We start from the raw sequence: 20,353 nt of genomic DNA, 5'->3' as shown, positions 1-20,353 counted from the left end.
CAAAGGAAGACCCAATGACCGTCATCACCGAAACCAAACTCCAGTTCACCAAGCTGAGCGCCCGCATCGGCGCGGAAATCCGCGGCCTGGACCTTAGTGGCGACCTGACGCCGGACACGGTGGCGCAGATCCGTGCTGCACTGAACACCCACAAAGCACTCGTGTTCAGGGAGGCCAACGTCCGCACCGATGAGGACCAGGTGCGGTTCGCCAGCCACTTCGGCCCGCTCACCAAGGCCCACCCCACGGTGGCCTCGGTGGACGGCAAGCCGGCGGTCCTGCCGGTGGACAGCGAAAACGGGAGCGCCAACAACTGGCACACGGATGTCACGTTCGTCGTGAACCCGCCGCAGGCCTCCACCCTGCGCAGTATCACCCTGCCGGTGTACGGCGGCGAAACCCTGATCGCATCCTCGGCCGGCGCCTACCAGGACCTGCCCGGGGAACTGCGGGACTTCGCCGACACCCTGTGGGCGATCCACACCAACGACTACGATTACTCCGTCCCGAAGAACCTGGAACATGCCAACGCCGACGAGCGGCGCAAGGAATTCACGCGCATCCACTTCGAATCGGCCCATCCCGTTGTCCGTATCCATCCGCTGACCGGTGAGCGCGGGCTCTTCATTGGCGGGTTCGCCCAGCGACTCCGGATTGTTGGCTTGTCCAACACCGAATCCAAGGACATCCTGCGCCTGCTGCAGGCGTACGTGACCAGGCCGGAGAACGTGGTCCGGGTGAACTGGGAGCCGGACCAGCTGGTCCTGTTCGACAACCGCATCACCCAGCACTACGCGCCGGACAACTACGACGGCCAGCCCCGCCAGCTGAACCGCGTCACCATCGCCGGCGACGTCCCCCGCGGAGTGGACGGCCGCAGCAGCACCGCCATCAAGGGCGACTCGTCCGCCTACTCGGAGACCGTCGTCGTGCCTGGAATTTCCCAGGCTCCGGCCTTCGCGGCAGCCGGGGCAAACCAGTGAGCGCGCCGGAAAGCGGCCCACGGCAGCTGCACTTGAACGCCTTCCTGATGAGCACCGGCCACCACGAAGCATCGTGGCGGCTGCCGGAGAGCAACAGTTTCGCCGGCACGGACGTAAGGCATTTCCAACGGCTGGCCCAGACGGCAGAGCGCGGAAAGCTGGATTCAATCTTTTTCGCGGATTCACCGGTGCTGCACGGGAACGTGGCCCAACGGCCCTACGCCAGCCTGGAGCCGACCGTCCTGCTCGCGGCCATAGCGGCCGTTACCGAGCGGATCGGGCTGATCGCCACCGCCTCCACCACCTACAACGAGCCGTATAACCTGGCTCGGCGCTTCGCCTCGGTGGACCACATCAGCGGAGGCAGGGCCGGCTGGAACGTGGTGACCACGGCTGGCGACGCTGCAGCCCGGAACTTCTCACTGGCCGGCCAGCCGGCCCACTCGCAGCGGTATGAGCGGGCCGCGGAATTCCTGGACGTGGCGCAAAAACTTTGGGACAGCTGGGAAGACGGCGCCGTTGTGGCGGACAAGGGCGCCGGAGTGTGGGCAGACAGTTCCCGGGTCCATGCGGCCAACCACGAGGGGAAGCATTTCCAGGTGGAAGGCGCCTTGGATGTTCCCAGGTCCGTCCAGGGCCGCCCGGTCATCGTCCAGGCCGGCTCCTCCGAGGACGGCAAGGAGTTCGCATCCCGGTACGCGGAGGCGGTATTCACTGCCCACCAGACCCTCTCCGACGCCCAGGACTTCTACGCTGACCTAAAGAGACGGACGACGGCGGCCGGCCGGGACCCGGAATCCCTGAAGATCCTGCCCGGCATTGTTCCCGTCATCGCCGCCTCCAGGGCCGAAGCGATTGAGTTGGAGCGCGAGCTGGATGAACTGATCCTGCCCGAACACGCCCGCAGGCAGCTCGCCAGCGTGCTGCGGGTGGCACCTGAATCCCTGAAGCTGGACGCCCAGCTTCCGGCAGACCTCCCGTCGGAGGACGAGATCGAGGGCGCCAAGAGCCGGTACACGCTGATCGTGAACCTCGCGCACCGTGAACATCTCACGGTGCGCGAGCTCATCGGGCGGCTGGGCGGCGGCCGCGGGCACCGGACGTTCTCCGGCACCCCGGAGCAGGTGGCTGACGCCCTCCAGGAATGGTTCCAGTCGGGCGCGGCCGACGGATTCAACATCATGCCACCGGTGTTGCCCTCCGGGCTGGAGATTTTCGTGGACCAGGTGGTCCCGATCCTGCAGGACCGTGGCCTGTTCCGGAGCGAATATACGGGACGCACACTGCGCGAACACTACGGGCTGGCCATACCGGCCAACTCCCACAACCGGCTGCTGCAGCCTGCGTAATCCTGGCCAAAGAGTGCCCCGCCATGCTGATCCAGCAATGGCGGGGCACTTTCCTTTGTGCACCACAGGCATGGCGCTGAAGGCCCCGGCAGCGGGCGGACGCCTGCAGCGCGTGGCCGCCTGGCGCGTGCTAGGCCTCGCTGGCGTGGGCACCTGCCGAGTGCTGCTCCACCAGCAGGCTCAGGCGCTCCGAACTCAGGCGCAGCGCCTCCAGCTCGCGACGGCTGTATTCATCAATCGTGCGGTGCATCAGCCCCGGGAGTTCTCCGGCTGCTGCGCCATCCACCTCGAACTCGTGCGTGAGGGTCACCTCCGAGTTGCCATCCGCACGGAGGATCATCCAGCTGCCGCCGAGCCTCAACAGTGGGTGCTCCAAACCGACCTGCCGGAATTCGGCGCGGTGTCCGGCAGCATCGAAGAGGCGGTGGCAGCGGCTGGAGTTCAGGGCACCGTTGGCCACGAAGGACGTGCGCAGTTCATGCTCGGCGTCATCGCCGCTGACCCGTTCGGAGTAGACGGTCAGCCCGTCCAGGAACGGCCAGTGGGAGGAATCACGCAGTACCGTGAAGATCAGGTCGGCCGGGGCGTTGATGGTAAGCCGGTGAGTGGTCCGCTGCGTCGTCAACGACACGTGGTACACCTCCTGTAATCTGCTGGGCTTTTTAGCAATCTAGGCCAGCCGGGCATGGCACGGGGGATTTCCGTCCTCCTGCGTCACGGCACGAAATCCGGGGTAACACTTGCTCCCGTCAAGGGGCATTCCTGGTCGCCGGATGAAGTCCGGCGGCCCCGCGTTGCGCAAGGGGTCGGCAGGTTTCAGCCGAAGTTGAGGCGTGAATGCGGGGGTGGTTGATTGGGGTCACCCGCCTTTGAAAGGACACCCATGACGGACCAATATGACCTCACTCCCCGCCGCCTGCGCCATGTTATGGGGCACTTCGCCACGGGCCTGACGGTGATCACCGCCTCGACTGAGGCCGGGCCGGCCGGCATGACCTGCCAGTCGTTTTCGTCCCTTTCGCTGGAACCGGCGCTGGTTTCCTTCAGCCCGGCGCGCACGTCCACCACCTGGCCCCTGCTGCGGGCAGCGGGCCGGTTCGCCGTCAACATTCTCCCTGCTGAACACCAGCATCTGGCGGCCCAGTTTGCGCGCTCCGCCACGGACAAATTCGCTGGCGTCAGCTACTCACCGTCGCCGCTTGGGAGCCCGGTCCTGGACCAGGCCCTGGCGTGGGTGGATTGCGAGCTCGAGCAGGAGTACGACGGCGGCGACCACACCATCGTTGTGGGCGCAGTCCGTGCCCTGAGTGCCCGGGCTGGCGCAGAGCCCCTTGTCTTCTTCAAGGGTTCCTACGTGGGCATCGGCTCCCGGCCGGGCACTCTGGAGAGCGTGGCATGACCTGAACCGGGCGTCCCGGCACGACGCCGGGCGCCCGGGTTACGGTGCCAGCCGGTCGCCTTTGCGGTGCACCCGGAACCAGCGGTAGCCGTAGCGCCCCAGTTCCACCTGGAAACTGCCGTCGGGCTCCAGGGGTGCGTTGCCGCCGTCGAACAGGTCCAGCAGCATGGCGTTCCGGTAGGCCTGGCGCGGACCGTCCTCCGGTTCCACCCTTCCACTGACTTTCACCGGATCCTCGCCGAGGTTGTGCAACAGCACCAGCGTGCCGCCGTCGGAACTGCACGTATGGGCGAACACCGACGGTTCCGGCTGGTCGATGATCTCGAACGCGCCCCACCCCAGCTCCGGCGCCTCGCGGTACCGCGCGATCAGCGTGGCCATGAAGTTGAACAGCGATTCCGGGTCCCGCTTGCCCGCCGCGGCGTTGACGTTCTCCGGCCCGTACTCGCCCCGCACCAGGGGGGCCACCAGGTCCGATGCCTTGGCGCTGGAGAAGCCGCCGTTCTTTTCGTTGTTCCACTGCATGGGCGTCCGCACCGCGCCCCGGCTCTTCTGCCGCAGGTCCTCGCCCATGCCCAGTTCCTCACCGTAGAAGAGCACAGGCGTGCCGGGGAGGGAGAACATCAGCGAGTACACCATCCGCAGGCGCTCCTGGTCCCCGCCCAGCATCGGAGGCAGCCTCCGCCGCAGGCCCCGGCCGTAGATCTGCATGTTCTTCTCCGGCCCGAACGCGGCAAAGACCTCCTGGCGCTCGCCGTCGCTGAGCTTGTCCAGCGTGAGCTCATCATGGTTCCGCACGAACATGGCCCATTGGTTGTCCGGGTGGATGGGCGGGCGGCTCTTGAGCGTCTCCGCCAGCGGCCGCGCGTCCTGCCTGGCCAGGGACAGGTAGATGTGCTGCATCGACATGAAGTCGAACTGCATGTTCAGCTCGTTGCCCTCCGGGCCGCCGAAGTACTCCAGCTGCTCCTTGTAGGGCAGGTTCACCTCCCCCAGCAGCACGGCGCTGCCGTTGCGGCGGCTGACGAAGCTGCGCAGGGCGCTGAGGTAGGCGTGGGGGTCGATGTTGGCGGCCCGGTCCTTTGGCTCGCCTCGGGTCTCCAGGAAGAACGGCACGGCATCCAGCCGGAAACCGTCCAGCCCCAGTTCCAGCCAGAGCCCCATGGCCTTGGCGATCTGGTCCCTTACCTGCGGGTTGGTCACGTTCAGGTCCGGCTGGTACTTGGCGAACATGTGCAAATACCACTCGCCCGTGGCCTCGTCCTGCGTCCACAGCGAGTTCTCCTCCCCGGGGAACACCACTTCGGAGGACGTGTCCGGGGGAGTGTCCTGCCGCCACACGTAGAAGTCGCGGTAGGGGTTGTCGGTCGATTTCCGGGCCTCAATGAACCAGGGGTGGTGGTCGGAGGTGTGGTTCACCACGAAGTCTGCGATGACCCGCATGCCCCGGTCCTTGGCGGCGCGGATAAACTCCACCAGGTCACCCAGGGTGCCGAGCCGCCGGTCCACGTTGAAGAAGTCGGTGACGTCGTAGCCGTCGTCCCGGTCCGGCGACGGGTAGAACGGCATCAGCCAGATGCAGGTCACGCCCAGGGCGGCGAGGTAGTCCACCCGTTGGGTGAGGCCGGCGAAATCGCCGGTGCCGTCGCCGTCGTCGTCAAAGAACGTCTCCACATCCAGGCAATAGATGACGGCGTTCTTCCACCACAGGTCGGAGGTCTCGGCGATCCTCATGCGGAAGCGTCCGACGCCGGGTTGGCAGCCGCCGCCGCCAGTTGCGGTTCCGCGGGAGTACCGGAAGGGGTGCTTCCCGGGGTGCGCAGCTGCGGGAGCACGTCGGCGGCGAACGCATCGATGAAGGGCGCCTGCTCCTGCCCCACGAAGTGCAGGTACAGCTCGTCGAAGCCCAGCTCCACGTATTCGGACAACCACTCAACGTGCCGGTCCAGGCTTGCGGAAATGTTTACCGAGCTTCGAACCTGCTTTTCGCCCACATGCTCGCCTACGCCGTCGAAATGCCCTGCGGTGGGCAGGTCCCAGGGGACGGGCGGGGCGAACGTGTTGGTCCGCCACTGGTCGAGCGCGATCGCTGCCGCCTCCTCCTCGCGGCCGGCCCAGGACAGATGGACCTGCAGCACCGCCTTCCCCTTGCCACCGGCCTCCCGGTAGGCGGAGAGCATGTCCCGAAGCTTCGCCGCCGGCTGGTTGATGGTCACCAGCCCATCAGCCCAGGCCGCAGCCCTCCTGGCAGTGTCCACGCTGATGGCGGGCGCAATGAGCGGCGGCGGGGAACCGGGGACATCCCAGATCCGCGCCTGCTCCACGGTGACCAGGCCCCGGTGGGTGACCTCCTCGCCGCGGTGCAGCCGACGGATCACGTCCACGCACTCCTCCAGCCGGCGCTGCCGGACGTCCTTCGGCGGCCAGGGGTCCCCCGTGACGTGCTCATTCATGTTCTCGCCGCTGCCGGGGGCGAACCAGAACCTGCCCGGGAACATGGAGGCCAGCGTCGCTGAGGCGTGGGCGATGATGGCCGGGTGGTAGCGCTGGCCGGGCGCGGTCACCACGCCGAACCGCAGGCCGGTGGTGGCCAGCGCCGCGCCCAGCCAAGACCAGGCGAAGCCGGAGTGTCCCTGCCGTGCGGACCACGGCTCGATGTGGTCCGAGCACATGGCCGCGTCGAAGCCCGCGCGCTCGGCGTGCTGGACGTCCTTGAGCAGCTGGCCGGGGCTGATCTGTTCATGCGATGCGTGAAATCCGACAGTAACCATCGTTAACCTCTACCGTCCGGGCAGGTACTGTGTCGAGGGTCCCGGGGTTTTCCGGTCCGGACGCGGCGCAACGCCGCCTGCCCGCACTTGTCGGATAAGTTTGTGACTTGTACTACTGCGCTTCGCCGAAGGCCTGCGCAGGCAGCGGAAGTGGAAGGAAGTACCTCTTGTGGGCGGTGTGCTGATCGGGCTGGCTGTGATCGGCGTCGTCATTGCGGTGGGCTATGTTGCCGCACGCTGCGGGCTGGGCGGCGAGTCCACCATTTCTGCGCTGACCAGGACCGCCTTCTTCATCACCAACCCCGTGCTGCTCTTCACCGTGGTGCTCAAATCCGACCTGTCCGTGGTCTTTTCCGCCTACGTTCCGCTTGCCATGATCACGGCTGCGGTCACCGCGCTGCTGTACGTTGCGGCCAGCCGGATCTGGTTCCCCCGGCCGTTGGCCGAAACGGCGGTCGGGGCCATGGCGGGTTCCTACGTCAACGCCAACAACATCGGCATCCCCATCACCCTGTACGCCCTGGGTGACGCCACCCCCGTGGCCCCGGTGCTGCTGGTCCAGCTCCTGCTGTTCGCCCCGCTGGTCCTGACCCTGCTGGACCTTTCCGCGGCCGGCCGGTTCGCGCCCCGCCTGATGCTGACCCAGCCCTTCCGCAACCCCATGATCATTGCCTCGCTGCTCGGCGTGGTCCTCGCAGCCTTCCACGTGCAGCTTCCCGCCCCGGTGATGGCGCCCCTGACGCTCCTGGGCGGCGCCGCCGTTCCCGTCGTGCTGCTCGCCTTCGGCATGTCGCTGCACGGAACCAGGATGCTTCGAAGCGGCGGACACACGGCCGAAATCCTTACTGCCACGGCACTCAAGTCCGCAGTGATGCCGGCGCTGGCGTTCGTCGTCGGCCGCTTCCTGTTCAACCTGGACCACCGCATGCTCCTGGGCGTGGTGCTGATGGCGGCGCTGCCCTCGGCGCAGAACGTGTTCCTCTTCGCCAGCCAGTACGGACGCGGCGTGGCCGTGGCGCGCGAAACCATCCTGCTTTCCACCGCGGCGGCCGCCCCGGTGCTGGTGCTGATTGTCTGGCTGCTGGCGGCCTGAAGCCGGGCGCGCCGCCCTACCGCCCGGACACCTGCCGGGCAAGAATGGGCACATGGAACTTCCCGTGATGCCGCCCGTCCCGCCCATGCTCGCCAAGGCCGTCAGCGGCATTGACGGCATCCCGGGAGGCGGGGCCCTCAGCTACGAGCCCAAATGGGACGGCTTCCGGTCCATCATCTTCCGCGACGGCGATGACCTGGAGATCGGCAGCCGCAACGAAAAACCCATGACCCGCTACTTCCCGGAACTGGTGGAGGCCCTCAAGGAAAACCTGCCGCTGCGGTGCGTCGTGGACGGCGAGATCATCCTGGTGGGCGCTTCCGGGGACCGGCTGGATTTCGACGCCCTGCAGCAGCGCATCCACCCAGCCGCCAGCCGGGTGAAGCTGCTGGCCCAGCAGACCCCGGCCAGTTTCGTGGCGTTCGATCTCCTGGCCCTGGATGACGATGACTACACCGGCAGGCCCTTCGCGGAACGCCGGAAGGCGCTGGAAAAGGCGCTCGCGGCCAGCAAGGCACCCGTCCACCTGACCGCCGCCACCACGGACAAGGGCACCGCGGCGCAGTGGTTCGAGCAGTTCGAGGGGGCGGGGCTGGACGGCATCGTGGCCAAGCGCCTGGACGGCAGGTACGAGCCGGACAAGCGCGTGATGTTCAAGGTCAAGCACGAGCGCACGGCCGATTGCGTGGTGGCCGGCTACCGGCTGCACAAGAGCGGGCCGGACGCCGTCGGTTCGCTGCTGCTGGGGCTGTACAAGGACGACGGCGGCCTGGCCAGCGTGGGTGTCATTGGCGCCTTCCCGATGAAGAAGCGCCAGGAGCTGTTCGAGCAGCTGCAGCCGCTGGTAACGGACTTCGACAACCACCCCTGGGCCTGGGCCAAGCAGGAGGAGGGCGAACGGACGCCCCGCAACGCCGAAGGGAGCCGCTGGAGCGCCGGGAAGGACCTGTCCTTCGTTCCGCTGCGGCCCGAACTGGTGGTGGAGGTCCGGTACGACCACATGGAGGGGGAGCGGTTCCGCCACACGGCCCAGTTCAACCGCTGGCGGCCGGACCGGGACCCGGAATCCTGTACCTACGAGCAGCTGGAGGAGCCGGTGAACTTTGACCTGGCTTCGGTGCTGGAGACCGGCCGGGGGTAGGGCGTCGCCGTTCACCACCGTGCCTTCCTGCCCAGTTGGTGATGGCGGGCCCGGCGCCGCGGCATGGAAAAAGCCCGCCACCCCTGGATTTACCAGGAGGCGGCGGGCTTTTTCTGCGAAGTAACCGGGCAGGAACGTACGCGCTGGAGGCCTACTTCAGGCCGAGCTCCTTGGTGGGGGTCCGGAAGGACTCCTTGGCGGTCAGGGCCGAGACTGCTGCAACGGCGCAGATGATGGCCGTGAAGATGCTGATCTGCACCCACCCGCCGGGCTTGATGCCGCCCATGGCCGCCACGATCGCCGGGGCGAACCCTGCCATCAGGAAGCCCAGCTGCGTGCCGATGGCCAGGCCGGAGAAGCGGACCTTGGTGCTGAACATCTCGGCGTAGAAGGACGGCCAGACGGCGTTGGCGGCTGCGTAACCGCCGGAGAACATGCCGATGGCGGCCAGGAACATCAGCGGGACGCTGCCGGACTCCAGGCTGAGCAGGAACAAAGGGGTCAGCGCCGCGCTGGCCAGGGCCCCGTAGATGAAGACGGGCTTGCGGCCGATCCTGTCTGCGAGCATTCCGAAGAGCGGCTGCGTGCCCAGGGCCACCAGGTTGGCGCCCACCACCAGCCACAGCGTAGTGGTCCCGTCCACGCCGGCAACGGTCTTGGCGTAGCTGATGGCCAGGGTGCCGAACACGGTGGAGACGGCGGCGATGAAGGCGCAGCAGATGACGCGGAGGACGTCGCGCCAGTGGCCCTTGAGCAGGTCGGCCACGGGGAGCTTGGCGATGTCGGCGTTCTTGCGGGCTTCCTCGAAGGCGGGCGGCTCGTGGAGCGTGCGGCGGATGAGGAACGCCACGACGACGACGGCGGCGCTGAGCCAGAACGGGATGCGCCAGCCGATGCCGAACTTGATCTCGTCCGGCAGGGCCAGGACGGGGATGAACACCAGGGCGGCGAGGATTTGCCCGCCCTGGGTGCCGGTGAGGGTCCAGGACGTGAAGAAGGAGCGGCGGTTGTCCGGGGCGTGCTCCAGGGTCATGGAGGAGGCGCCGGCCTGCTCGCCGGCGGCGGAAAGGCCCTGGCAGAGGCGGGCCAGCACCAGCAGTGCCGGAGCCCACCAGCCAACCGTGTGGAAGTCCGGGAGGCAGCCGATGACGAAGGTGGAGGCACCCATGAGCAGCAGGGTGAACATCAGGACCTTCCGGCGGCCCACCCGGTCACCGAAGTGGCCCAGGATGATGGCGCCGATGGGCCGGGCCACGTAGGCGAACCCGAAGGTTGCGAAGGACATGATGGCGGCGTTCGCATCGGCGTTGGGGAAGAAGACGGTGGGGAAGATCAGCGCCGCGGCGGAGCCGAAGATGAAGAAGTCATAGTATTCGACGGCGCTGCCCAAGAAGCTGGCGAGGGCCGCCTTCCTGGGCGTCCCGGCAGAGGTGAGGGCACCCGCCCCGGTGGACGGAAGTGTCTGGCTCATGGTGTTCCTTTGGTGTGACGACATTGTCGCGATGGATCTGGGGGTCGCAGCCGCCGCTGCCTTGGTGCGGGCGGGGCGCGGTGCGGCTGGAGTCCGGAAGAGACCCGGGCGTCAGTAGCCACATGGTGGGAGCTACTTGCGCGATAAAGAAACTATGACTGTGAGGGCAGTCACCTGTCAAGAAAATAATCACGATCTAGAAATAGCTCTCACATTGTGGCAATATCGATGGCATGAGTGTGAACCAAACCACAGCGGCCAATGAAGAATCCGCTGTTGCTGCCCCCGCCGCTGCAGAGCCCGTGAACGCCATGCCCCCGGAAGCCAAGGTGGGCGCACGCCCCGCCGAGCGTACCGACATGGTGGGCAAGGCCCTGGGCCTGCTGGTCCTCCTGGGCGACGAGCCGCGCGGCGCCAGTGCCGCGGAGATCTCCCGCCGGGCAGAACTGCCGTTCAGCACCACCTACCGGTTGCTCGGGTCGCTGACCCGCGACGGCTTCGTCGACTACGAGCCCGACGGCCGCCGGTACCACCTGGGCCTGCGGATCTTCCAGCTGGGCCAGCGGGTGTCCAACCACCATGGTTTCGCCGGAACCGCCATGCCCATCCTGCGCAGGGTCACCGAGCAGACCGGCGAGGCCACCATCCTCAGTGTCCGCGACGGCCTGCATCACCTGACCGTCAGCAAGGTGGATGGCCCCCAGACCTTCCGAGTGACCAGCGACCCCGGCCACCTGGGCTCCCTGTCCACCACCGCCGTCGGCAAAGCCCTGGTGGCGTTCGCCGAGGATGAGGAACGGGAGCGCCTGCTGAATGAGCTTCCTCTGGAACGCCTGGCCGAGAAGTCGATCACGGACCGCGGCGCCTTCCGGGCGGAGATCGAGGAAGTGCGCCGACGCGGGTACGCCGTCATGGACGAGGAGAACGAGGCCGGCATGCGTGCGGTGGCGGTGCCTGTGCTCAACAGCCAGGGCCATGCCTTTGCGTCGCTTGCGACTGCCGTCCCCGTCTTCCGCATGGGCCTGGAGGAGCTCGAGGCCCACGTCCCGGTCCTCCAGGAGGCCGCCGCCGAACTGGCCGCCCGCCTGCCGCAGCGCGGCTAGCAACAGAAGCCGCGCTAAATATTCTGTTCGCATCTAGAACACTAGTGCGACAAGTGAACATTTGCTGTACTGTAATCCCTATCACCGGCACGCCTTCCGCAATTCGGGCTCCCGGTGCCGTTACCAAAGGAGCTGCACGGATGAGTATTCGAACTGAGTCCTACCTCGTGGGACTGGTTGGAGACGGCGTCACGCCGTCGCTCACGCCGCCCATGCACGAACGGGAAGGTGACGTGCAGGGCCTGCGCTACCTTTACCGCCCCATCGACCTGCTGGAACTGGGACTAGGGGGCGACGCCGTGGGCAGCATCCTGCAGAGCGCACGCACCTTGGGCTTCAACGGGCTCAACATCACCCACCCCTGCAAGCAGCTCGTCCTGGAGCACCTGGACGAAATCTCCGCCGACGCCCGCCGCCTGGGTGCCGTCAACACGGTGGTCATCCGGGACGGCCGCTTCATCGGCCACAACACCGACTTCTCCGGCTTCGCCGCCGCCCTGGCATCCGGCCTGCCCGGGGCGGACCTGGACCGCGTGGTGCAGCTCGGCGCCGGCGGCGCCGGGTCCGCCGTCGCCTACGCCCTGCTCACCGCCGGCGTCCGCCGCCTGGACCTGGTGGACATGGACCCCGCACGGGCGGAGGCGCGGGCCGCCGAACTGGCCGGCTTGTTCCCGGACCGCACCGTAACAGCGGGCACGACGGCGGAGCTGCCGCAGCTGATGCCCCTCGCCGACGGCCTGGTGCACTGCACCCCGGTGGGCATGGCTGCCCACCCCGGCGTTCCGCTGGACCTGGACCTGCTCGAGTCCCGGCACTGGGTGGCCGACATCGTCTACCGCCCCATCGAGACCGAGCTGGTCCGGGGCGCCCGCGCCAAGGGCTGCGACGTCCTGGACGGCGGCCGGATGGCCGTGGGCCAGGCCGCCGACGCCTTCCGCATTTTCACCGGCCTGGACGCCGACCCGGACCGCATGCGCAGCCACTTCCTGGAGCTCGTCGCCGCCGAGGAGGTGGCCGCCTGATGCGCACCGGAATCGCCACCGTCTGCCTGTCCGGCACCCTGAAGGAAAAGATGCAGGCCTGCGCCATCGCGGGCTTCGACGGCATCGAGATCTTTGAACAGGACCTGGTCACCTCGCCGCTCAGCCCGGAGCAGGTGCGGAGCATGGCCGCGGACCTGGGCCTGGGCCTTGACCTCTACCAGCCGTTCCGCGATTTCGACGGCGTCACCCCGGACCTGCTCAAGGCCAACCTCCGCCGGGCCGAGGCCAAGTTCAAGCTCATGTCGCGCCTGGGCATGGACACCATCCTGGTCTGCTCCAACGTTGCCACTGCCACCATCGACGACGACGGCCTCCGCGCCGAACAGCTGGCCCAGCTCGCCAACCTGGCGGGCGACCACGGCGTCAAGGTGGCCTACGAAGCCCTGGCCTGGGGCAAGTACGTCAACGACTACGAGCACGCCTACCGGCTGGTGGAAATGGTGGACCACCCCAACCTGGGCACCTGCCTTGACTCCTTCCACATCCTGTCGCGTGACTGGGAGACCTCCCACATTGAGGCGTTCAACCCGGAGAAGATCTTCTTCGTCCAGGTGGCCGATGCCCCCAAGCTCTCCATGGACGTCCTGTCCTGGAGCCGGCACTACCGGGTGTTCCCCGGCGAAGGCCAGTTTGAGCTGGCCAAGTTCATGGGCCACGTGGTCCGGGCAGGCTACAGCGGCCCGGTCTCCCTTGAGGTCTTCAATGACGTCTTCCGCCAGTCGGACGTGGAGCGGACGGCCGTGGACGCCATGCGCTCGCTCATCTGGCTGGAGGAGCAGAGCGCCAAGTGGCTCGCCGGGAATGCGGCCGGTGGTGCCGTTGACGCCGGCGGCGCGCTCCGCCGTCGTTATCCGATGGAGCTGGCCACGCTGCCCAAGGTCAGCGAGCCCGCAGGCTTTAACTTCGCCGAAGTGAAGGCGGACGACACCGCGCAGCTGGAGAAGCTCCTGGGCCAGCTGGGCTTCGCGTTCGAGGGCCGGCACCGCACCAAGGACGTCCAGCTGTGGACCATGGGCCAGGCGCGCGTCATCATCAACGAACAGGCGGCGCAGCACGCCGAGCCCGCGATCGCCGCGCTGGGGTTCGACGTCGATTCCCCCGTGATTGCCTCCGCCCGGGCCCAGCAGCTCAAGGCCCCCGTGGTGGCCCGCAAGGTCCAGGCGGACGAGGAAGTCTTCCAGGGCATCTGCGCCCCGGACTCCACCGAAATCTTCCTCTGCCAGGGCAGCCCGGACGGCACCGCGGCCTGGACACGGGAGTTCGGGGAGGGGCTGGAACACCCGTCGGCGGGAGCCAGCGCGGTGATCGACCACGTCAACCTTGCCCAGCCGTGGCAGCACTTCGACGAGGCCGTCCTCTTCTATACCAGCGCTCTGGCCCTGGAACCGCAGCCGTTCGCGGAAGTTCCCAGCCCCAGCGGACTGGTGCGCTCGCAGGTCATGCAGACCTCCGACGGCGCGGTGCGGCTGGTCCTGAACCTGGCCCCGGTCCAGCAGGCGCCGGCCCGCCAGACGTACCAGGAGCACATCGCGTTCGCCGTCACGGACCTGGTGGCCACGGCACGTTCCGCCCGCGGCCGCGGCCTTGAGTTCCTGCAGATCCCGGCCAACTACTACGAGGACCTGGACGCCCGCTTCGACCTTGAACCGGGTTTCCTGGCCACCCTCCAGGAGCTCAACCTGCTGTACGACCGGGACGCCGACGGCGAATTCCTCCATTTCTACACCGCCACCGTGGGCAGTGTGTTCTTCGAAATGGTGGAGCGGCGCGGCAGCTACGACGGTTACGGCGCCCCCAATGCCCCGGTCCGGCACGCCGTCCAGTACGACTCCCTGCACCGCAGCCAGCCTTCGTCCTAACGCCACCAAACCCACCCACGCCACCAAGAAAAGGAGCCCGCCGTGCCAAAAGACGTCACCGCAGAGCTTGAATCGGAGGAGCTCGTGCCGCCCGCAGAGCCCAAGGCAGCGCACGCGCCCCTGGACGCCGCCGCGGAGTCCCAAGCGGACCTGAGCGCGGAAATCAACGCGCTGGGCGAGGCCTACCGGCGCGCGCTCAAGGACGGTGCCCAGCCGGAGACCCAGCCGCGGCTGGACTACCCGCCGTACCGCAGCAGCATCCTGCGCCACCCCACCAAGAGCCTGCAGCACGCCGACCCGGAAACCATCGAGCTGTACTCGCCGGCGTTCGGGCACCAGGACGTGCACGCGCTGGAATCGGACCTGACCATCCAGCACAACGGTGAGCCCCAGGGCGAGCGGATCATCGTGGCAGGCAGGGTCCTGGACGGCGACGGCCGCCCCGTGGCCGGGCAGCTCGTGGAGATCTGGCAGGCCAACGCCTCCGGCCGCTACATCCACAAGCGCGACCAGCACCCGGCCCCGATCGATCCCAACTTCACGGGCATCGGCCGCTGCATCACCGGCCCGGACGGCTCGTACCGGTTCACCACCATCAAGCCCGGCGCGTACCCCTGGAAGAACCACCTCAACGCCTGGCGTCCGGCGCATATCCACTTCTCGCTGTTCGGCACCGAGTTCACCCAGCGCATCATCACCCAGATGTACTTCCCCGGCGACCAGCTCTTCCCGCTGGACCCCATCTACCAGACCATCGTGGACCAGGACGCGCGCGACCGCCTGGTGGCCACCTACGACCACAGCCTCACCGAGCCCGAGTGGGCCCTGGGCTACAACTGGGACATCGTCCTGACCGGTCCCAAGCGGACCTGGACCGAAAACGAAGCATACGGCGACGCCGGGGATGAGGAGTAGAGATGAGCACCAAACTGGTACCCACCCCCGGACAGACGGTCGGTCCGTTCTACGGCTACGCCCTTCCGTTCGAGAAGGACAACGAGCTCCTGGCCCCGGGCTCGCCCGGTTCCATCCGCCTGCAGGGCACGGTCTATGACGGCGCCGGTCACACCATCCCGGACGCCATCCTGGAAATCTGGCAGCCGGACGCCAAAGGCAACATCGTCCAGCGCACTGGTTCCCTTGTCCGCGACGGCTACACCTTCACCGGCTGGGGCCGCGGCGCGGTCGGCAACTCCGGCGTTTTCACCTTCACCACCGTCAACCCCGGCCCCACGAAACCGGGCGCCGCACCGTTCATCTCCGTGGCGCTCTTTGCCCGCGGCCTCACCAACCGGCTGTTCACCCGGATCTACCTGCCGGAGGACACCGAGGCCCTGGCCAACGACCCGCTGCTCAGCTCGCTCGATCCCGAGCGCCGCAGCACGCTGATCGCCCGCCGCGACCCCGACGGCGGCCTCACCTGGGACATCCGTCTCCAGGGCGAGGACGAGACGGTCTTCCTGGACTTCCAGTGACCCACGCCGCCGCCCTGGGAGATCTGCGCGCGTTCGCGGAGGAGGCCGACGCCGGCCTGCTCAGTCCCGTCTCAGCGTCACCCCTGGTGGCGGCGCTGACGGGGGACCGGGCAGTGCTCGCGGCCATCCTCGCCGTCGAGTCCGGCTGGGCCGCCGTGCTGGAACGGGCCGGCCTGGCACCTGCCGGTTCCGCCGCCGTCGTCGCCTCCGCTGCCGAAGCGGGCCGCTACGACCTGGCCGATATCGCGCTGCGCGCCCAGGGCGGCGGCAACCCGGTGATCCCGCTGCTGGCGGACCTCCGGAAGAAGGTGGCCGCGCTGGACACCGCCGGGGTGGGCGCGGGAAAGGCCATCCACACCTCCCTGACCAGCCAGGACGTGCTCGACACCGCCCTGATGCTGCTGGCCCGCAACACGGCGCACGCCGTGCTGGCGGACCTGAAAGGCACCACGACGGCGCTCGCCGCCCTGGCGGCCCAGCATGCGGACACGCTGTGCGTGGGCAGGAGCCTGACCCAGCATTCGCTTCCCTTCACGTTCGGGCTGCGGGCCGCGCAGTGGTTCCACGGCGTGGCCGCCGCAGGGCGGCAGCTTGCGGCCCTGGACTTCCCGGTCCAGTTCGGCGGCGCGGCGGGAACACTCGCGGCCGGAACGGTGCTGACCGAGGGTTCGCGGGCGACGCCGTTCTCATTGGCGGACGCCCTGGCATCCCAGCTTGGCCTCGACCCTGCGGCGGCGCCGTGGCACACCAACCGGCTGGCCGTCACCTCCCTCGGCAACGCCCTGGCATCCGTGCTGGACGCGTTCGGCAAGATCGCCGCTGACGTCCTCTTCCTTAGCCGCCCCGAGGTGGGGGAAGTGGCCGAGCCGAAGGCGGCCGGACGCGGTGTCTCCTCCGCCATGCCGCAGAAGCAGAACCCGGTGCTGTCCGTCCTGGTCCGCAGCGCCGCGCTGCAGGCACCCCACCTGGCGGCCCAACTGCACCTCGCAGCCGCCAACTTCAACGATGAGCGCCCGGACGGGGCCTGGCACACCGAGTGGCCGGCCCTGCGCCAGCTGCTGGCGCTGTCCCTCGGGGCCGCCGGCCTCATCCGCGAACTTGCCGGGGGGCTGCAGGTGTTCCCTGACGCAATGCGCCGCAACCTGGACCTCGCCGGCCCCCTGCTGCTGGCCGAGGGCGTTGGCGCCGCCGTCGCCCCGCTCCTGGCGGAGACGGACGGCCGCACGGGCAAGCAGCAGCTGCAGGGCGTGGTGGACCGAACCCTGCAGGCGCCTGCCGCTGAGCAGGCCGCCACCTACCGCAAGCTGCTGCGCGAAACGGTCCCCGCCGCCGTCGTCCCTGACGCCCGGCTGGAGGAACTCCTGGACCCCGCCAGCTACCTCGGCCAGGCCGCGGAAATTTCCCACCGCATCCTGGCGGCTTTTCCCGACTTTGTTGCACCTACCGACGCGAACGGAGATTCCCGTGGCTAAACCGGCCCTGAAGGCAGCGCTGCTGTCACCCCAGCGATCCCTGGGCGACCACCCCCTGCTGGTGGTGGGACCCTCCCTGGGCACCTCTTCAATCCTGTGGAACCGCGTGGCGTCCCTGCTCGGCAATGACTACGACGTGGTGGCCTGGGACCTGCCCGGCCACGGCGTCTCGCCCGCCGCCACGGAAACGTTCGACGTCGCCGCGCTCGCCGGCGCAGTCGTCGACCTGGTCGATTCCATCGCCCCCGGCGAAGACTTCCACTACGCCGGTGTTTCGCTGGGCGGCGCCGTCGGCCTGCAGCTGGGCATCAAGCACGGGGAGCGGCTGAAGAGCCTGTCCGTGCAGAACAGCGGCGCAAAGATCAGCACGCCCGAGGCTTGGCTGGAGCGCGCCGAAACCGTCCGCGCCCAGGGGACCCCCGTGATGATCCAGGGATCCGCGCAGCGCTGGTTCGCCCCTGGCTTTATGGAACGCGAGCCCGAATTCAGCAGCCGGCTCCTGCACTCCCTGCGCGACGCCGACCGCTTCAGCTACGCCTTCTGCTGTGAGGCCCTGGCGGCGTTCGATGTCCGCCAGGAGCTCGGCAGCATCCAGGTCCCCACGCAGGTGATCGCGGGGGCACTGGACGGCGTGGCCACCCCGGCCATGGCTGAGGAAGTGGCGACAGGCATCACCGCCGGGGGCGGCACCGCCACGGCGGTGACCGTGGAGGGTATTTCGCACCTTGCCCCGGCGGAGGCGCCCGGGCATGTCGCGGACCTGATGCGCAGCCTGATGGCCTGGGCCGAGTCGCGGGCGGCCGCCAAATGAGCTCTGACACCTCACGGAACGGTGTGGTCCAGCCCGGCGCCACCAGCCAGGAGATTTACGACGGCGGCATGGTGGTCCGGCGCGAGGTGCTCGGCGACGCGCACGTGGACCGGGCCAACGCCAACAAGGACGAGTTCACCGGCGACTTCCAGGACATGATCACCCGCATCGCGTGGGGCGGCATTTGGACCAGGCCCGGCCTGACCCGGCAGATGCGTTCCGCCGTCACGATCACCGCCATGGTGGCCCACGGCCACTGGGAGGAGCTGGCCATGCATATCCGCGCCGCCCTCCGCAACGGCCTCAGCAGGGACGAGATCAAGGAAATCCTGCTGCAGACCGCCATCTACTGCGGAGTCCCCTCCGCCAACACCGCCTTCAAGACCGCCCAGCAGGTCTTCCATGAAATGGACAACACAGTAATCGACAGCACCCACCGGAATCCCGGAGAACCAGAGGAATCATGAACCAGGCTTTTGTGTACGACGCCGTGCGCACCCCGTTCGGCAAGTTCGGCTCCGGCCTTGCCGCCGTCCGCCCCGACGACCTTGCCGCGCACGTGATCAGGGAATCCGTGAAGCGCGCCCCGGCGCTTGATCCGGAACGGATTGATGAGGTGGTGTTCGGCAACGCGAACGGCGCCGGTGAGGAGAACCGCAACATCGCCCGGATGGGCACCTTGCTGGCCGGGCTGCCGGTGTCGATTCCCGGCACCACGGTGAACCGGCTCTGCGGGTCCTCGCTGGACGCGGCGATCATCGCGTCCCGCCAAATCAACGCCGGCGACGCCGACCTGATGCTGGTGGGCGGCGCCGAGTCGATGTCCCGCGCCCCGTGGGTGCTGCCCAAGACCGAGAAGCCCTACCCGGCCGGGGACATGACCCTGGCCTCCACCACCCTGGGCTGGCGGCTGGTGAACAAGGCAATGCCCAAGGAATGGACCATCTCCCTGGGCGAGGCCACGGAGCGGCTCCGCGAGAAGTACGGCGTGACCCGCGAGGCGCAGGACGAGTTCGCCGCCGCCTCGCACAACCTGTCCGCCGCCGCCTGGGACGAGGGCTTCTACGACAACCTCGTCACCCCGGTTCCCGGGACGGACCTGGTCCGCGACGAGGGCATCCGCCCCGGCTCTTCGGCCGAGAAGCTGGCCGGGCTGAAAACGGTCTTCCGGGCCGAGGACGGCACGGTCACGGCAGGGAATGCTTCGCCGTTGTCCGACGGCGCCTCCGCGGCCTGGGTGGGCAGCGAAGCTGCCGCGGGGCTGCTCGGGCTGGACCCGCTGGCACGCATCGCGGGGCGCGGTGCGCACGCGAACGATCCGCAGTATTTCGGCTACGCGCCGGTTGAGGCGGCGAACAAGGCCCTCGCGAAGGCGGGCATCGGCTGGGACCAGGTGGGCGCCGTCGAACTGAACGAAGCGTTCGCCGCGCAGTCCCTGGCGTGCATCAACGCGTGGGGAATCGACCCCGCTATTGTGAACCGGCACGGTGGCGCGATCGCCATGGGCCACCCGCTCGGCGCCTCCGGGACCCGGATCCTGGGCACCCTTGCCCGGTCCCTGCAGGCCTCCGGCGAACGCTGGGGCGTGGCCGCCATCTGCATCGGCGTGGGCCAGGGCCTGGCCGTCGTGCTTGAAAACGTCACTTCTTCCGCAGCAAAGAACACAGGAAAGGCATAAGCCATGCTGAACTTTGTCGACTCGGTCCAGGCTGCCGTAGCCGGGATCAAGGACGGTTCCACCGTGATGATCGGCGGGTTCGGCAACGCCGGCCAGCCCTTCGAACTGATCGATGCGCTGCTCGAATGCGGCGCCACGGACCTGACGGTGGTGAACAACAACGCCGGCCAGGGCGACCAGGGACTGGCCCTGCTGATCAAGGAAGGCCGGGTGAAGAAGATGATCTGCTCCTTCCCGCGGCAGTCCGATTCCTGGCACTTCGACGCCAAGTACAAGGCCGGCGAGATCGAACTCGAACTGGTGCCGCAGGGCAACCTTGCCGAACGCATCCGCGCCGCCGGTGCCGGGATCGGCGGGTTCTTCACCCCCACCGGGTACGGCACCATGCTCGCCGAGGGCAAGGAAACCCGGATCATCGACGGCCGTGGCCAGGTCTTCGAAACCCCCATCCACGCCGACGTCGCCCTGATCAAGGCCCTCAAGGCGGACGGCAAGGGCAACCTGGTGTACCGCAAGACCGCCCGGAACTTCGGCCCGATCATGGCCGCTGCCGCGAAGCACACCATCGCCCAGGTCTCCGAGATCGTCCCCACCGGCGGGCTGGACCCCGAGAACGTGGTGACCCCGGGAATCTACGTCAACACCATCGTCAAAGTTGCCGGCAGCGGCAGCCCCGCTGCAAACACCAACCCGAAGGTGGCCTGA

19 protein-coding genes are annotated in these 20,353 nt (G+C 68.1%); 15 read left to right on the top strand and 4 right to left on the bottom strand.

Annotated features, from left to right (window positions below; translation table 11 throughout):
* The first annotated feature begins 14 nt into the window (after window positions 1-14).
* A complete protein-coding gene (locus tag K4G53_RS04820; RefSeq protein ID WP_221384364.1) occupies window positions 15-983 on the top strand; it encodes a TauD/TfdA family dioxygenase in 969 nt (322 codons plus the stop codon).
* Window positions 980-2,332, top strand: a complete 1,353-nt coding sequence (locus tag K4G53_RS04815; RefSeq protein WP_308287821.1) for an LLM class flavin-dependent oxidoreductase — start codon at window positions 980-982, stop codon at window positions 2,330-2,332. Before K4G53_RS04820 ends, K4G53_RS04815 begins: the two co-directional genes overlap by 4 nt.
* A gap of 130 nt (window positions 2,333-2,462) precedes the next feature.
* Here K4G53_RS04815 and K4G53_RS04810 read toward each other — a convergent pair whose 3' ends face one another.
* Window positions 2,463-2,963: an SRPBCC family protein gene (locus tag K4G53_RS04810; protein ID WP_221384363.1), complete on the bottom strand. Its 501-nt coding sequence runs from the start codon at window positions 2,961-2,963 to the stop codon at window positions 2,463-2,465.
* 252 nt (window positions 2,964-3,215) lie between these two features.
* Between K4G53_RS04810 and K4G53_RS04805 the strand changes: the two genes are divergently transcribed.
* The gene (locus K4G53_RS04805) at window positions 3,216-3,731 is read left to right on the top strand and encodes a flavin reductase family protein (RefSeq protein WP_221384362.1); all 516 of its coding nucleotides are present in this window, start codon (window positions 3,216-3,218) and stop codon (window positions 3,729-3,731) included.
* A 39-nt stretch (window positions 3,732-3,770) separates the two neighbouring features.
* Here K4G53_RS04805 and K4G53_RS04800 read toward each other — a convergent pair whose 3' ends face one another.
* Window positions 3,771-5,465: an alpha-amylase family protein gene (locus K4G53_RS04800; RefSeq protein ID WP_221384361.1), complete on the bottom strand. Its 1,695-nt coding sequence runs from the start codon at window positions 5,463-5,465 to the stop codon at window positions 3,771-3,773.
* A complete protein-coding gene (locus K4G53_RS04795; protein WP_221384360.1) occupies window positions 5,462-6,502 on the bottom strand; it encodes a TIGR03885 family FMN-dependent LLM class oxidoreductase in 1,041 nt (346 codons plus the stop codon). The genes K4G53_RS04800 and K4G53_RS04795 overlap by 4 nt, the downstream gene beginning before the upstream one ends.
* Before the next feature lie 169 nt (window positions 6,503-6,671).
* Here K4G53_RS04795 and K4G53_RS04790 point away from each other — a divergent pair, with 169 nt between their 5' ends.
* Together K4G53_RS04790 and K4G53_RS04785 are read left to right on the top strand one after the other, a co-directional pair.
* A complete protein-coding gene (locus tag K4G53_RS04790) occupies window positions 6,672-7,595 on the top strand; it encodes an AEC family transporter (protein WP_221384359.1) in 924 nt (307 codons plus the stop codon).
* 52 nt (window positions 7,596-7,647) lie between these two features.
* A complete protein-coding gene (locus K4G53_RS04785; RefSeq protein WP_221384358.1) occupies window positions 7,648-8,736 on the top strand; it encodes an ATP-dependent DNA ligase in 1,089 nt (362 codons plus the stop codon).
* Window positions 8,737-8,887: 151 nt separating this feature from the next.
* Here K4G53_RS04785 and K4G53_RS04780 read toward each other — a convergent pair whose 3' ends face one another.
* A complete protein-coding gene (locus tag K4G53_RS04780) occupies window positions 8,888-10,207 on the bottom strand; it encodes an MFS transporter (RefSeq protein ID WP_221384357.1) in 1,320 nt (439 codons plus the stop codon).
* A gap of 233 nt (window positions 10,208-10,440) precedes the next feature.
* On the opposite strand from K4G53_RS04780, the gene K4G53_RS04775 reads away from it, so the two are divergent.
* The 10 genes from K4G53_RS04775 (at window position 10,441) to K4G53_RS04730 (ending at window position 20,353) form a co-directional block, all read left to right on the top strand.
* On the top strand, window positions 10,441-11,310 hold the full coding sequence (locus K4G53_RS04775; RefSeq protein ID WP_221384356.1) for an IclR family transcriptional regulator: 870 nt from the start codon (window positions 10,441-10,443) through the stop codon (window positions 11,308-11,310).
* A 140-nt stretch (window positions 11,311-11,450) separates the two neighbouring features.
* Window positions 11,451-12,332 carry a shikimate dehydrogenase gene (locus K4G53_RS04770; protein ID WP_221384355.1) on the top strand — a complete coding sequence of 294 codons (882 nt, stop codon included), beginning with the start codon at window positions 11,451-11,453 and terminating at the stop codon, window positions 12,330-12,332.
* Entirely contained in the window at window positions 12,332-14,212 is a 1,881-nt protein-coding gene (locus K4G53_RS04765; RefSeq protein ID WP_221384354.1) for a bifunctional sugar phosphate isomerase/epimerase/4-hydroxyphenylpyruvate dioxygenase family protein, read from the top strand. The genes K4G53_RS04770 and K4G53_RS04765 overlap by 1 nt, the downstream gene beginning before the upstream one ends.
* Before the next feature lie 42 nt (window positions 14,213-14,254).
* Complete coding sequence (pcaH, locus tag K4G53_RS04760; RefSeq protein ID WP_221384353.1) at window positions 14,255-15,127, top strand: protocatechuate 3,4-dioxygenase subunit beta; 873 nt, start codon at window positions 14,255-14,257, stop codon at window positions 15,125-15,127.
* Between the two features lie 2 nt (window positions 15,128-15,129).
* Window positions 15,130-15,687 (top strand): protocatechuate 3,4-dioxygenase subunit alpha, encoded by a 558-nt coding sequence (gene pcaG, locus K4G53_RS04755; RefSeq protein ID WP_221384352.1) that lies wholly within the window; start codon window positions 15,130-15,132, stop codon window positions 15,685-15,687.
* Window positions 15,684-17,159 carry a lyase family protein gene (locus tag K4G53_RS04750; protein WP_221384351.1) on the top strand — a complete coding sequence of 492 codons (1,476 nt, stop codon included), beginning with the start codon at window positions 15,684-15,686 and terminating at the stop codon, window positions 17,157-17,159. Before pcaG ends, K4G53_RS04750 begins: the two co-directional genes overlap by 4 nt.
* The gene (locus K4G53_RS04745) at window positions 17,152-17,970 is read left to right on the top strand and encodes an alpha/beta fold hydrolase (protein WP_221384350.1); all 819 of its coding nucleotides are present in this window, start codon (window positions 17,152-17,154) and stop codon (window positions 17,968-17,970) included. Before K4G53_RS04750 ends, K4G53_RS04745 begins: the two co-directional genes overlap by 8 nt.
* Complete coding sequence (pcaC, locus tag K4G53_RS04740; RefSeq protein WP_221384349.1) at window positions 17,967-18,437, top strand: 4-carboxymuconolactone decarboxylase; 471 nt, start codon at window positions 17,967-17,969, stop codon at window positions 18,435-18,437. Before K4G53_RS04745 ends, pcaC begins: the two co-directional genes overlap by 4 nt.
* Complete coding sequence (locus tag K4G53_RS04735) at window positions 18,434-19,648, top strand: thiolase family protein (protein WP_221384348.1); 1,215 nt, start codon at window positions 18,434-18,436, stop codon at window positions 19,646-19,648. Before pcaC ends, K4G53_RS04735 begins: the two co-directional genes overlap by 4 nt.
* A gap of 3 nt (window positions 19,649-19,651) precedes the next feature.
* On the top strand, window positions 19,652-20,353 hold the full coding sequence (locus K4G53_RS04730; protein WP_221384347.1) for a 3-oxoacid CoA-transferase subunit A: 702 nt from the start codon (window positions 19,652-19,654) through the stop codon (window positions 20,351-20,353).

Source organism: Arthrobacter sp. MAHUQ-56, assembly GCF_019710585.1.
Taxonomy (GTDB): Bacteria; Actinomycetota; Actinomycetes; order Actinomycetales; family Micrococcaceae; genus Arthrobacter.
This window is presented reverse-complemented; position numbering and strand designations above follow the sequence as displayed.